Raw genomic sequence first — 13194 nt, 5'->3', positions numbered from 1 at the left:
ATGAAACGCATCATGCTAATTGGCCCCAGCCAGTGCGGTAAAACCTCACTCACACAATGTCTGCGTGGAGAAGCACTTCATTACCAGAAAACTCAGGCGATTGTCTGGTCGCCAACGACAATAGACACGCCGGGTGAATATCTTGAGAACCGCTGCCTGTACAGTGCGTTACTGGCCAGCGCCTGCGAAGCCGACATTATCGCTCTGGTACTGAATGCCGACGCCCCATGGTCACCTTTTTCTCCCGGCTTTACTGGCCCAATGAACAGACCTGTTATCGGCCTCGTTACCAAAGCCGATTTAGCTAACCCTCAGAGGATTTCACTCGTAGAAAGCTGGTTGGTTCAGGCAGGAGCGCAGAACGTGTTTATCACCAGCGCGCTGGAGAATACCGGGGTCGATGAGATGTTCATTTTTCTGAATGCAAAGGAACCGTCATGTCTCACAAAATAATGGCCATAAACGCGGGTAGCTCTTCACTTAAGTTTCAGTTACTGGCGATGCCGCAGGGTGAAATGATCTGCCAGGGACTGATTGAACGTATCGGGATGTCTGACGCGCAGGTCACGCTTAAAACACCCGTACAGAAATGGCAGGAGACGTTACCCGTTGCCGATCACCGTGAAGCAGTAACGCTGTTACTGGAAAAACTGCTTAGCCTGAACATCATCAAGAGTCTGGAAGAGATCGATGGCGTCGGTCATCGCGTCGCACATGGTGGTGAGTCTTTTAAAGACTCCGCCCTCGTCAACGATGAAACACTGGCCGAAATCGAGCGTCTTGCAGAACTGGCACCACTGCATAACCCGGTTAATGCACTGGGGATTGCAGTTTTTCGTCAGCTATTACCCGAAGCACCCGCCGTCGCAGTTTTTGACACTGCTTTTCATCAAACGCTGACTGAGCCGTCTTTTGTTTATCCTCTGCCCTGGCGCTATTACTCAGAGCTGGGAATTCGGCGTTACGGTTTTCATGGTACCAGCCACAAATACGTCAGTACCGCGTTGGCTGAAAAGCTGGGCGTCCCGCTCAGCGCACTGCGCGTCGTATGCTGTCATCTTGGTAATGGCAGCAGCATCTGTGCCATCAAAGGTGGCAAATCGGTGAATACCTCGATGGGCTTTACACCACAATCAGGCGTGATGATGGGTACGCGCAGCGGAGATATTGACCCGTCTATTTTGCCGTGGATTGCCCTGCGTGAAGGCAAAACACCGCAGCAACTTAACCAACTCCTCAACAATGAATCGGGATTACTTGGCGTTTCCGGTATCTCATCAGACTACCGTGATGTTGAACGCGCCGCAGACGAAGGCAACTCACAGGCTGCACTCGCGCTTACGCTGTTTGCAGAACGAATTCGTGCCACCATAGGCAGTTATATTATGCAGATGGGCGGTCTGGATGCTTTGGTATTTACGGGTGGAATTGGTGAAAACTCAGCCCGAGCACGCGCTGCGATTTGTCACAATCTGAATTTCTTAGGTCTGGCCGTTGATGATGAAAAAAATCAGCGCAACGCAACCTTTATTCAAACTGAAACTGCGCTGGTCAAAGTGGCCGTTATAAATACCAATGAAGAGTTGATGATCGCGCAGGATGTTATGCGTATAGCGATATCAGAAACTGTGACATTGGGCATTCCTGCTTAATCCTGCCGCACCGCAAATTGCGGCAAATCATGGTAATAGCGCGATCGCCATGACACTATGCGCCGAGGATTGCTGATCACAAAGGTGAAGACGTGGCTGTTGCGCAATGTCCCGCATCGTGCGGAGAACTTATCCAGGGCTGGATTCTGGGCAGTGAGAAACTAGTCTCCTGCCCGGTTGAATGGTATAGCACCGTCGAGGTCAGCTCTGGTTCACCACAGGTGGATGAACGGCCACTGTCGCGAGCGATGGTTGACCGGTTATTGCAGCACTGGCACTACCCGGCGCATATCAGTCAGGATATTCGAATAGATATCCAGTCAACGATTCCCATTGCGAAAGGAATGGCCAGTAGCACCGCGGATATTGCCGCCACCGCGCTTGCCACCGCTCATTTTCTGGGTCATCAGCTAGATGAACCTACACTGGCGCAGCTTTGCGTTTCTCTTGAACCTACCGACAGCACCGTTTTCCGTCAGTTAACCCTTTTCGATCATAACGACGCCTCTACGCAAATTCCCTGTGAAGCGCAGCCCCAGCTTGACCTGTTGGTTCTGGAAAGCCCGGAAACACTACGTACCGCAGATTATCACCGCATTCCGCGCCAGCCCGGGTTACAGGCAGGTGCTCCCGCGCTTAAACGCGCATGGGAAAAAGTACAGGAAGCCTGTATTAGTCAAAATCCCTATCGAATGGGAGAGGCGGCCACGCTTAGCGCAATCGCCAGCCAAATGTTGTTGCCAAAACCAGATTTCGATTCGCTATTGGCGCTGGTAGAAGAATGTGATTTATACGGGGTGAATGTTGCGCACAGCGGCAGCGTGGTGGGCCTGATGCTGGACAGAAAACGTCATGATGTTGATTACATCAAATGGATGCTGGCACAGAAAAAACTGACAACTCACTGGCCTGAGCAGCATTTACTGCGGATGGTAACTGGCGGGGTAAAACTACAGTAGGGGCACCGCTTAGCAGCGCCCCTACTGTCATAAAACGTTACTCTGCTTTCGCTTCGCCGTTTTTCACTTCACCCATGGCTTTCAGCTTTTTAGAGATATCACGACGCTCTTTAGAGATCTCTGCATTTTTGATGATGTAATCATCTACACGATCTTCATAGTCGCTTTTCATGCTGGCGATGATACCCTGGATAGCATCAACGCTCATGCCCGGCTTGATGTAGTCGCTCAGGTTGTCCAGCAGCAGGACGCGTTTCTGGTTGTCACGGATCTTTTTCTCAACGTCCTGGATTTCACGTTGCAGTTTGTTTTTACGACGGAACAGACGAACAAATTCCAGCACGTCCTGGAAAGAAGGCTTGGTAGTTTCCATTTTTACACCCCTGATAATGTGAGATTCGGATTCGTTAAAACAACGGCTAAAGTGGGTCAACATTACTTTCATGCCCGCCATACTTCAAGTTGCATCTGCATTGATAATGCATGGCTGAAACCTGAATTATCGAGGGTAAAGCCATTGTAGTTACCAATGGTTTTAGCCTTTTTCAATATCATACCCTTAATCTTTGCTGAATCGAAGCAGCAGTAGAACCAATCCCCTCATCTGCTCTTTATTTGCGCAGCGCGCGACAAATTAAATGTGAGAGCAATTCCAGTTGTCGCGCCATCTCCATATTCAACCAGACATAGCCGTGAATAGGTGTTTCAGCAACATTATCGCCTTTATGCTCAGCGATGAGTTGGCGTAACTCCTCCACGGTGTCGTTGAGTTTTTCCGTATTGGCAAGTATCGGCTGTGGATTACCTTCATATAGCGCATGAGTGATCGTGAGTAACGCCTGTTGCGTTCTGAGCTGAGTTTCACGTAGGGTATGCGCGTTCAGCATCACAAAGTGACTGGTACGTGTTGCCCACAGCGCGTTGATCTGCAGCTCAAGCATGCACACCAGGTTGCGGTTAACCGTCTGAATAGCTTCAAAGATTGATTTTTGGATGTGGGTCTCTTTACTGGCGGGAACAATTAGTCCGCGCATTTTGACAACGTCACTCAGTAGTTGTTGTAAATGCTTCTCCAGTCGGGGCTGTTCGAGCAAGTTAGGTGACAACGCAGCCTGATATACCCGGTTATAACCCGTGACACAATGCGCAAGTTGAATACGCCAGTGAATAAATGCCCGCTGCGGCCAGATGCCGGTAAACAGCATCGCCAGTAACGATCCCAGAATCACGTCGCCACCGCGCCACAACGCTGTATTCATGTCACCCGCGGGAGCCCCGACGACGACGGCAAGCGTTATGCCAATCAGCAATGCCTGATAGGGTTTTTTACCTAATGCCAGCCAGCCGCAGAGAAACATCGCCACTGCGCACCATATCAGCATAAGCGGAAGTGACAGGAGTTCGAGACGCAGAGCAACCAGCCCAAGTACTGAGCCCAGAATCGTCCCGCCAATGCGTTCAAGCGCTCTTGGGACGACGTTACCCCAGAATGAAATGGGCCCCATAATCACCACCAGCGTGATCAGAGGCCATGTACCTTCAGGAATATCCAGCAGGCGAACCAACAGAAAAGTAAGAAGAAACGCCAGCGCAATGCGAATACCGTGCACCACGCGATAATGACGATACAAACGAATTTCAAAAGGACTCAGCGACTTATCGGCACGCACTCATCCACTCCGTCAGGGAATAGCAAAGAACAGAATTGTACCTGCTTTTTTAGTGAAAACATCACCGTTATCAGCAGGACTTTCACCCTGATTTACGCAAAAAACAGCTACTTCGGCTGTACTGGCACATACATTTCGATGTCCCAGTAACCGTCTTCCATGCCATTATTCATATAAATCTCAAAACAGGGTTTGGCTGCTATCTGGTATGTTGCGTCCTGCAGCAGAAGATTAAAAAATTGATACCATGGCGTCGCAAAGTCATGATTTTCAACACGAGCAACAGCAATAGCATACTCACCACCGGCCAGTTCAGTCAGTATCACTCCTTCGCTGTTCTCTGGGATCTCGAAATTCTCTGCGACGGAAACCACAGTATCGCAGCGCAGTTTGTCAGCAGGCACAACATCCGGGTTGTCGTAATAAACGGCGATCCATTCCAGCGGCACTATCTGCTTGTCATCCACCCACATGACTAACTGCTCAAAACCCTGCTTTACCGTTTGCTCCCACGGTCCAACCATGTGAAAACCGGCAATCCTGCGTTTATCGACCTGCTTTATCTCGTACTCCATATAACCTCCGTCATTACACTGTATTTATATACAGTGTAATTTTTGTGTATTACGGCCACAAGGAAATAGTGATTATTATGTGAGCAGTTTCGCACTCTTGCCAGTCAGTAGCATGGGTGAAAAATTACACCTTATGGTGGAAGTAATCGCTCAGACGCGAAAATACGCCGCCTTTACTGATCGATTCAAGGGTGACCAGTGGCCAATGCGCCACCAGCTTATCCCTGTCATAGAGTTCAATTTCCCCCACGCGTTGATGCGCGGCAATAGGCGCTACCAGTTCTTTCTTATCAAGAACATATTTTGCTTTGATATTCTGGACTTCAACCTTAGGCAGTGCCATCCAGAAATCCTGCTCGGTGCCGAGGCTAATGTTTTCTTTATCGCCATACCAGATTCGTTCGACGCCGACTTGCTTACCGCTACGCAACACCTGCACCGTATCAAAATTTTGTTGCCCCCACTGCAGCAGTTTGCGTGCCTGATCCTCGCGTCCTTTCGCGCTCTCGGCTCCCATCACCACGGCAATCAGGCGACGCTGTCCATCAACTGCGGAGGCAATCAGGTTAAATCCTGCCCCGGATGTGTGCCCGGTCTTCAGGCCATCGATGTTCATCGTTTTATCCCACAGCAGTCCGTTACGGTTTTGCTGCGTGATACCGTTCCAGGTAAGACTCTTCTCACTGTACATGTGGTAGAACTCAGGTTCCCCGTGAATAATCGCCCGGGACAACACGGCCAGATCGTAGGCCGAGCTATGCTGGCCTGGCGCGTCCAGCCCATGCACCGTTTCGAAATGTGTATCTTTAAGCTTCAGCTTCTCAACGTAACTGTTCATCATCGCAACAAACTGTGGCTGTCCACCCGCGATGTAATCAGCCAGCGCGACGCATGCGTCATTGCCGGAATCAACAATCAAGCCGCGACTTAAATCACGTACCGAAACGCGATCGCCTTCTTTCAGGAACATTAATGATGAGCCGACAAACACCGGATTATCTTTCGCCCATGCGTCACGCCCGACAGTGACGATATCCGTTGGGCTAATGCGATGGCTATCAATCGCACGATCGACAACATAGCCGGTCATTAACTTGGTCAGGCTGGCGGGGTTGCGTTGCTGGTGTTCATTACCGGCGGTCAGGATTTGGCCCGTGGTGTAGTCCATAAGCACCCACGCGCCAGCATTGATGGCAGGAGGCCGGGGTGCAAAACTGGCGGCATCAGTCGCATAAGCGGACGAAAAACTAATCGCGAATAGCGAAGCGGCAATAAACAAACGGCGTTTCAACAGCATGTCCTCATAAGCAGGAGAAATAGCCGTTCTTTTTACGGAAGTTCTGCCGAACAAACATGGATAAATTGCAAGAAAATGTGACATAAGGCACATTTTCTTGCTGTTAAAGAAAGAATATCAGACGGGCTTCCCCTGCAAAATACGCGCAGAATTAGCCTTTATGTGATGCTGTTTCTGCATGATGGCTGCGATGACGGTGATAGCCGTCAATCATGCTGCGAAAGATTTGCCCCGGCGTATCACCCAATGTACACAGGTAAATATGTGCACAAATGAACAGAATGCCAACAATCGCCAACACCATATGCAGCACCAGTACCACCGGCCCGGCGCCGATAATCTGCGGGTAAAGACAGAGCAACCCGGTAATGATTAACAGCGGAACCAACGCATACATGATGGCCAGATAGGCTAACTGTTGCAGGGGGTTAAATTTATTCTCCGCTGTTGCCGCAAACGGATGTGCCTCACCTTTCATTATCCCATACAGATAAAAACGCGTTTGCAGCAGACAACGCTTTATCAGCCCGCTGAATTGCACACGATAGTGGCAACCGTTGCCGCTGGTGGCATTGATCATGACGAAGCCAATCCAGAAAGCCAGTAATGCGAATCCACACCAGGTGTGCACCTGCACCATCAGCGCTACCGGTCCGATAGAAAAATGGCCGAACAAACCGCTGAGCAGAAGCAGGATAAAAAGCAGCGCATTTCCCCAGTGCCAACGGCGGACAGCCAATGAGTAGAGATAGTCACGGTGCTCTTCTCCAGCAGCCGTTTTAGGTGCCAGCATTCGACGCAGCAGTGCATGTACCACCAGACCGGCAATCATCAACAGAATGACTACGCCTGAATAAATGAGCCACAGCGGCCAGTAGTCTGGCGCATAGTTAAGCTCTGCTCCCCAGATAGAATTCATACTTTTCCCTCCTGATGAATCTCTTTACGCCGGAAAATACTCACCGCACCGCTACGCGTATCCTGCTGACGGTAAACCTCTTTTTGATGAATCCAGTGCTGAATTTCAGGGTCATCACGGCGACCAAACTTCAGCGCATCCGTAGGGCATACGGAAACACAGGCAGGCGATTGTCCAGCGTCCAGACGGGTGTCTGCGCAAAAGTTACATTTATCTGCAATTCCTGTTTGTGGGTTCAGATAGCGCACATGGAACGGACAGGCGGCAACGCAATAATCACAGCCAATACAGCGGGACTTGTCCACCTGCACAATGCCGTTTTCGTCCCGAAGCGAAGCGCCAGTCGGACAGACGCTGACACAAGGCGCATCTTCGCAGTGCTGGCAGGAGACGCGGACAAACTGGAAGTGAGACAGCACCTCAGGTTCATTTTCCGGTGAGCGGATCTGCACCTGCAGCCGGCTAAAACCTTCTGGCACGTCATTCAGGACTTTGCAGGCAACCGTGCACGCCTGACAACCAATACAGCGTTTCTCGTCATGCAGCATGACATACGGATTTGTTGACTGATTCATGATGTTCTCCTTTCTCATGCCCGACGAAGCGTAACGCCAGCGGTGTGGACCACCGTGCCGGATACCGGACTGGTCACATGTGGAAGCAAGTTGCCACAGTGGATCCCATGCGTTGTCGCTGCGGTTTTTGCGCCGGCCTTGGCGCCGAATCCCATATAGACGAACAGCGTATCGGGTCGAATACCAGCAGTGACCAGCGCTTTGCCTTTCTCCTTACCCGTCGCATTTTCAAGCCAGATGTCATCGCCGCTTTTAATCCCTTTTTCTCCAGCCGTTTTCGGGTGGATCCACACCGCGTTATCCCACATCAGCTCGCTGAGTAATGGAACATATTGCGTCGCGCCATTGGTGTGAACCGCGACTTTGCCTTGAATGAAATAGAGTTCATTGTCGGCCTTGAGCGCAAAATTGCGTGCACGAGGAATACCATAGCCCGGCAGGAGTGTTTCCAGTTCTTCAGAATAAAGTTCGATTTTTCCGGATGGGGATTTGAAGCGCAGTTGTTCGCCATACGTACCGTCATTGTCAACGGCCACTGCTCCCGGATACTGCGCAGTAAACTGGCGTACCGATTCAGGTTCGCGCAGCAACAGTGGAACGCCCCACTCCCGATACCCTTTCTGGCGCAGTTCAGCAGATAACGCATGGTCACCATTGAGCTGATACAGCTGGCGTACTTGCATATCTTGCCACGGATAGTACTGCCCAAGACCCAGTTGCTCGCCCAGCTCTTTCCAGATTTGCCAGCTTGGGCGCGCATCACCAATAGGCTCGACAACCTGCTGGCGCAGCGCATAGGCCGGATTCAGCCCCGACATATCAGAGACTTCTTCATCGCGTTCGAGGTAGGTGCATTCAGGTAGCAAGTAATCGGCATAGGCCGCGCTTTCGCTTAAATAGACATCGCAGCTTACCACCAGATCCAACTGCTCAACGGTTTTGACCAGATCCGGCCGACAGGTCACAGTTTGAAAAGGGTTATGCCGGGACATAATCCATCCTTTCACCGGATAAGGCGTCTGGTTTAACACAGCATCGATAATGCTCTGCACCACCCCACCACCCGCAGCGATGTATTTGAATTGTGGCGCGACCAGGTCAATACGCTGCGCCGTTGGCTTAGGGAGTTTGGCATCCGGTTTCGCCAGCACCGGAGCCACCTTCTCTCCCGCCAGCTTATTGTAGGTTGCAGCGGCTTTTTTCTGGTACATGCCGCCTTCGCGCTCAATATTTCCCAGCAGCACGTTGAGGGTGAAAATCATGCGCCGCATGTCGATCTCTTCCTGCGAAAAAGTCGCACGGTGACCAGGACTGACAATAGCATGGGGTGCGCAGGCCGCCATTTCACGAGTCACCCGGGTAATAACATCTGCAGGCACGTCGGCCAACTTTTGTGCCCATTCCGGCGTGGCCTCTTGTACCGCCTCTGCCAGTTGGTCAAAACCTGTTGTATAGCGTTCAACGAATCCCGCGTCATACAATTTTTCAGTAATCATGACGTGGCACATCGCCATCAGCACCGGTAAGTCTCCCCCCGGTTTAATCGCATGCCATTCATCCGCCTTACTGGAAAATACCGACAGTCGGGGGTCGAAGCTGACCATCTTCGCGCCCTTCTCTTGTGCGGTCATCAGTTCATGAGTATCGGCAACCTCAATTCCTTCATAGAGGTTATGTCCAAAAGAGACCATATAGCGGGTATTGGCGATATCCATTGCTAAATCCCCGCCCATCATTACTTTGGCGGCTATGGCTTTACCTGCTGGACAAGTTGAAGCGTGCGTGAAGGTATTTGGTGAGCCAAAAGCCGTCGCCAAATGAAATAAATGGCTGGAAAGCGAACCGGATTTAGAGGAGAAGACAACGCCCTGCGGCCCGTATTGATTTTTTATTGCCGTCATCTTTTCGGCAATTTCTTGATACGCCTGTTGCCAGCTAATGACCTGCCATTCGCCACTGCCACGCGGCCCGGTGCGTTTCATCGGTTTCACAATCCGGTGCGGGTCGTTTACCAGGCTAACGCCGCTGCCCCCGCGAGCACAAACGCGCGTGCCTTGCTGAGGGGCATTAGGGTTTCCCTGGATAAAAACTGTTTTATTATTAATCACCTGAGCCTGAATTGGACAGCGAAAGGAACACATTTCACACAGACTTGGCGTCAGGGATGTTTTCCCTTTAATACTCGCTGGCGAATTTCGCGCCAGTGCGCCAGGTGGGAAACTTCCTATTGCACAGGCCGAGCAGCCAATACCCACGCCTCGCAAAAAATTACGCCGACTAATGCTCATATAACCTCCTGTTATTAGATATATCCAATAATTATATGGCCTTTAAATTATTAATTTTTAACCTCACTCACATTTCATTACAATAAAACCACGTTAACCAGCAAGAATAAAACCCATTGTTTATAAAAGAGTTTTAAAGTTTCCAGAACACACTAACAAACGCAAAAATAATAATAATAGTTATCAGTTAGCTTATTTATAAACTCTCACGATAACGTAACTTTATTTCATGAAATATCCTTAAAATCCCAAACCTATTAATTCGTTTTATTTTAATCACGTTTATCTCAATTTTATTGCGGCCATCGCCGAGCATTGATAATCCCATTGCTGATTACCGCGCTATTTTTTGGTATTCTTAGATGAGCGCTAAATTGATCCCGGACATAACTGAACAATGAATGACGGCAAGCAGCAACCTGGTTTTCTCTTCCACGATTACGAGACCTTTGGTACCCATCCGGCACTGGACAGACCCGCGCAGTTTGCGGCCATCCGCACAGATAGCGATTTCAATATCATTGGCGATCCCGAAGTCTTTTACTGCAAGCCCGCCGACGACTATCTGCCACAACCTGAAGCGGTGCTGATAACCGGTATTACGCCGCAAGAAGCACGTGATAAGGGTGAGAACGAAGCCGCATTTGCTGCCCGCATCCATGCGCTGTTTACCGTGCCGAAAACGTGTATCCTCGGCTATAACAATGTGCGCTTCGATGATGAAGTGACACGTAATATCCTGTATCGCAATTTTTATGATCCCTACGCCTGGAGCTGGCAGAACGACAATTCTCGCTGGGATTTGCTGGATGTGATGCGCGCCTGCTATGCGCTACGACCGGAAGGGATCAACTGGCCAGAAAACGACGACGGGCTACCCAGTTTTCGCCTTGAGCATCTGACCCGCGCCAACGGAATTGAGCATGCTAATGCCCACGATGCGATGGCAGACGTGTATGCCACGATTGCCATGGCGCAACTCGTAAAGTCACGTCAACCTCGTCTGTTTGACTATCTCTACAGTCACCGCAATAAACACAAGCTGGCTGCGTTGATTGATGTCCCGCAAATGAAGCCCTTAGTGCATGTATCTGGGATGTTCGGTGCATGGCGAGGTAACACCAGTTGGGTTGCCCCGCTCGCCTGGCACCCGGATAATCGTAATGCAGTTATTATGGTCGACTTAGCCGGTGATATTTCTCCCTTGCTTGAACTGGATAGCGACACCCTGCGCGAGCGTCTTTACACCGCCAAAGCCGATCTGGGAGATAACGCCGCGGTGCCGATTAAACTGGTGCATATCAACAAATGCCCGGTTCTGGCACAGGCTAATACATTACGTCCGGAAGATGCCGAACGTCTCGGTATTAACCGCCAGCATTGTCTGGATAATCTTAAAGTCCTGCGTGAAAACCCACAGGTACGCGATAAAGTGGTGGCTATTTTTGCCGAAGCAGAACCCTTTGCGCCATCGGACAACGTAGATGCGCAGTTATACAACGGTTTTTTCAGCGATGCTGACCGTGCCGCAATGAAGATCGTTCTGGAAACCGAACCTCGCAATTTACCCGCGCTGGACATCACTTTCGTCGATAAGCGCATTGAAAAACTGCTGTTTAATTATCGCGCACGCAATTTCCCCGGAACACTGGATGAGGGGGAGCAGCAACGCTGGCTGGATCATCGTCGTCAGGTATTCACACCGGAGTTTTTGCAAAATTACGCGAATGAATTGCAGATGTTGAGTCAGCAATACGCTGACAACAAAGAGAAGCTGATGCTACTGAAATCGCTCTGGCAGTATGCACAAGAGATAGTCTGAAGATGAAATGCCCTCCGCCAGACGGCGGAGGGATCGTGTTTACGCTTTCTGCACCGTAATGCTCCAGGCGGCGTCACCCACCTGTTGATAATCAGTAATCACGTGCCCCTCTTCGGCGGCCCATTGCGGGATTGCCTCAGTTGCCTGGGTACAGTCAAACTCGATCACCAGTTCATCACCACTTGCCATTTCTGCCAGTGCCGCTTTTGCTTCAATCAGTGGAAACGGACAAACCTGCGTGACCACATCCAGTTTTTTAATTGCCATCATCAAATCCTTACGCTTAATTTGCCGCAGCAGCGGTTAGTTTTGCCTTACGCTGCGGTCTGATATACACAATCCATGACGCAGTCCAGACGCCGAGAATCATAAAGACCAGGCCAACCCATCCCTGCCAGGTCATCATCGCCGTCATAACCAGACCGTTGCCAATCGAACAGCCCCCCGCGATGCTGGCACCAAAGCCCATTAACAGACCGCCAAAACCGCTACGCAGCGTGGTGGGTGCGTCGGCCGCACGAACGCGAAATTCGCGACTGGATTTCGCTGCAATAAATGAGCCGAGAAAAATGCCCAGCACCAGGAACACTCCCCAGTTAATAAACTTACTGTCGCCTGCGACAAGGAATTGCAAAATATTGGCGGTTGGTGACGTGATACCCAGGCCAAACATTCGTCCGGTTGCTTCGCTCAGCGGCCATGCCAACAGCGCAATCAGCCCGATCAGAACCGCAGTAACAAATGGATGCCAGCGCTTCTCAAACAAAATATGCGCAAGGCCGGTACGACGAGGCGGTAGCGTAGCGACTTTCAATTTTGGTTTTCTCAGCTCTTTCGCCACCACCCACAATGTAACCGCCAGCAGAATAGCGATCAGTGGCCATACGGACAGGTTCAACGTATCGGCAATGGAGTTATGCTCAGTACTGTAGGTTTTCAGCGCCTGATTCAGCCCACTCGCATGCGTAGAGCGCATCACCGCACTCATCACCATATAGGTAAACAGCGCAATCCAGCTACCGATAAGCCCTTCTCCTGCACGATACCAGGTTCCAGTAGCACACCCGCCCGCATAAACAATTCCGATACCAAAGACATAGCCACCAACAACGGTTCCCAGCCATGGGAAGGTGCCGGCATCATAGCTGAGTACACCCGCCTGGATCAGCGCAAAGACACCCACGCTTTGCACAGAAATGGCTATCAGTAGCGCATAGAACATACGATTGTTTTTCGCAATATACATATCGCGAAAGCCGCCCGTCAGACAGAATCGCCCACGTTGCATGACAAAGCCAAGCAGCGCGCCACAGATGAGCCCGCTTAAGATCATTGAAAACATAAATTAATTAGCCAGAAGTATATTAGTCAGGAAATTATTCATGACTAACTGGTTCAGAACCAATAACCAAATTCTCTAATTTAGAACTAACAGTT

13 protein-coding genes are annotated in these 13194 nt (G+C 50.5%); 4 read left to right on the top strand and 9 right to left on the bottom strand.

Going from position 1 to position 13194, the window contains the following annotated elements; translation table 11 throughout:
• The 3 genes from pduV (at window position 1) to QMN38_RS00720 (ending at window position 2611) form a co-directional block, all read left to right on the top strand.
• Window positions 1–453 carry a propanediol utilization protein PduV gene (gene pduV / locus QMN38_RS00730; protein ID WP_005128040.1) on the top strand — a complete coding sequence of 151 codons (453 nt, stop codon included), beginning with the start codon at window positions 1–3 and terminating at the stop codon, window positions 451–453.
• The gene (locus QMN38_RS00725; protein WP_271442436.1) at window positions 438–1652 is read left to right on the top strand and encodes an acetate/propionate family kinase; all 1215 of its coding nucleotides are present in this window, start codon (window positions 438–440) and stop codon (window positions 1650–1652) included. Before pduV ends, QMN38_RS00725 begins: the two co-directional genes overlap by 16 nt.
• Window positions 1653–1744: 92 nt before the next feature.
• On the top strand, window positions 1745–2611 hold the full coding sequence (locus QMN38_RS00720; protein WP_271448978.1) for an L-threonine kinase: 867 nt from the start codon (window positions 1745–1747) through the stop codon (window positions 2609–2611).
• Between the two features lie 37 nt (window positions 2612–2648).
• Here QMN38_RS00720 and QMN38_RS00715 read toward each other — a convergent pair whose 3' ends face one another.
• From QMN38_RS00715 to phsA, 7 genes are all read right to left on the bottom strand, one after another.
• Window positions 2649–2984, bottom strand: a complete 336-nt coding sequence (locus QMN38_RS00715; protein ID WP_005128046.1) for a DUF496 family protein — start codon at window positions 2982–2984, stop codon at window positions 2649–2651.
• 238 nt (window positions 2985–3222) lie between these two features.
• Window positions 3223–4281 (bottom strand): FUSC family protein, encoded by a 1059-nt coding sequence (locus QMN38_RS00710; RefSeq protein WP_137382382.1) that lies wholly within the window; start codon window positions 4279–4281, stop codon window positions 3223–3225.
• Window positions 4282–4388: 107 nt separating this feature from the next.
• Window positions 4389–4856: a DNA gyrase inhibitor SbmC gene (sbmC, locus tag QMN38_RS00705; RefSeq protein WP_005128054.1), complete on the bottom strand. Its 468-nt coding sequence runs from the start codon at window positions 4854–4856 to the stop codon at window positions 4389–4391.
• A gap of 124 nt (window positions 4857–4980) precedes the next feature.
• On the bottom strand, window positions 4981–6153 hold the full coding sequence (dacD, locus tag QMN38_RS00700) for a serine-type D-Ala-D-Ala carboxypeptidase DacD (protein ID WP_323604243.1): 1173 nt from the start codon (window positions 6151–6153) through the stop codon (window positions 4981–4983).
• Window positions 6154–6304: 151 nt separating this feature from the next.
• Window positions 6305–7072, bottom strand: a complete 768-nt coding sequence (gene phsC / locus QMN38_RS00695; RefSeq protein ID WP_323604242.1) for a thiosulfate reductase cytochrome B subunit — start codon at window positions 7070–7072, stop codon at window positions 6305–6307.
• The gene (gene phsB / locus QMN38_RS00690) at window positions 7069–7647 is read right to left on the bottom strand and encodes a thiosulfate reductase electron transport protein PhsB (RefSeq protein WP_323604241.1); all 579 of its coding nucleotides are present in this window, start codon (window positions 7645–7647) and stop codon (window positions 7069–7071) included. Before phsB ends, phsC begins: the two co-directional genes overlap by 4 nt.
• Window positions 7648–7661: 14 nt before the next feature.
• Entirely contained in the window at window positions 7662–9935 is a 2274-nt protein-coding gene (gene phsA, locus QMN38_RS00685) for a thiosulfate reductase PhsA (RefSeq protein ID WP_323604240.1), read from the bottom strand.
• 397 nt (window positions 9936–10332) lie between these two features.
• Here phsA and sbcB point away from each other — a divergent pair, with 397 nt between their 5' ends.
• Entirely contained in the window at window positions 10333–11757 is a 1425-nt protein-coding gene (gene sbcB / locus QMN38_RS00680) for an exodeoxyribonuclease I (protein WP_323604239.1), read from the top strand.
• A gap of 39 nt (window positions 11758–11796) precedes the next feature.
• Here sbcB and tsuB read toward each other — a convergent pair whose 3' ends face one another.
• Together tsuB and tsuA are read right to left on the bottom strand one after the other, a co-directional pair.
• On the bottom strand, window positions 11797–12024 hold the full coding sequence (gene tsuB / locus QMN38_RS00675) for a thiosulfate utilization sulfurtransferase TsuB/YeeD (protein WP_137383002.1): 228 nt from the start codon (window positions 12022–12024) through the stop codon (window positions 11797–11799).
• 16 nt (window positions 12025–12040) lie between these two features.
• The gene (gene tsuA / locus QMN38_RS00670; RefSeq protein WP_323604238.1) at window positions 12041–13099 is read right to left on the bottom strand and encodes a thiosulfate utilization transporter TsuA/YeeE; all 1059 of its coding nucleotides are present in this window, start codon (window positions 13097–13099) and stop codon (window positions 12041–12043) included.
• Between the last annotated feature and the right edge of the window lie 95 nt (window positions 13100–13194).

This window comes from Citrobacter sp. R-1.5.2 (assembly GCF_035064245.1).
GTDB lineage: Bacteria > Pseudomonadota > Gammaproteobacteria > Enterobacterales > Enterobacteriaceae > Citrobacter.
The sequence above is the reverse complement of the archived record's forward strand: the minus strand, read 5'-3'. Positions and strand labels throughout refer to the sequence as shown.

Bases quoted from the DNA above. Each gene is read 5' to 3' on its own strand.
- phsC (WP_323604242.1), bottom strand. From the start codon at position 7,072: ATGAATTCTATCTGGGGAGCAGAGCTTAACTATGCGCCAGACTACTGG.
- dacD (WP_323604243.1), bottom strand. From the start codon at position 6,153: ATGCTGTTGAAACGCCGTTTGTTTATTGCCGCTTCGCTATTCGCGATT.
- tsuA (WP_323604238.1), bottom strand. From the start codon at position 13,099: ATGTTTTCAATGATCTTAAGCGGGCTCATCTGTGGCGCGCTGCTTGGC.
- sbcB (WP_323604239.1), top strand. From the start codon at position 10,333: ATGAATGACGGCAAGCAGCAACCTGGTTTTCTCTTCCACGATTACGAG.
- QMN38_RS00725 (WP_271442436.1), top strand. From the start codon at position 438: ATGTCTCACAAAATAATGGCCATAAACGCGGGTAGCTCTTCACTTAAG.
- QMN38_RS00715 (WP_005128046.1), bottom strand. From the start codon at position 2,984: ATGGAAACTACCAAGCCTTCTTTCCAGGACGTGCTGGAATTTGTTCGT.
- phsB (WP_323604241.1), bottom strand. From the start codon at position 7,647: ATGAATCAGTCAACAAATCCGTATGTCATGCTGCATGACGAGAAACGC.
- sbmC (WP_005128054.1), bottom strand. From the start codon at position 4,856: ATGGAGTACGAGATAAAGCAGGTCGATAAACGCAGGATTGCCGGTTTT.
- tsuB (WP_137383002.1), bottom strand. From the start codon at position 12,024: ATGGCAATTAAAAAACTGGATGTGGTCACGCAGGTTTGTCCGTTTCCA.
- pduV (WP_005128040.1), top strand. From the start codon at position 1: ATGAAACGCATCATGCTAATTGGCCCCAGCCAGTGCGGTAAAACCTCA.
- phsA (WP_323604240.1), bottom strand. From the start codon at position 9,935: ATGAGCATTAGTCGGCGTAATTTTTTGCGAGGCGTGGGTATTGGCTGC.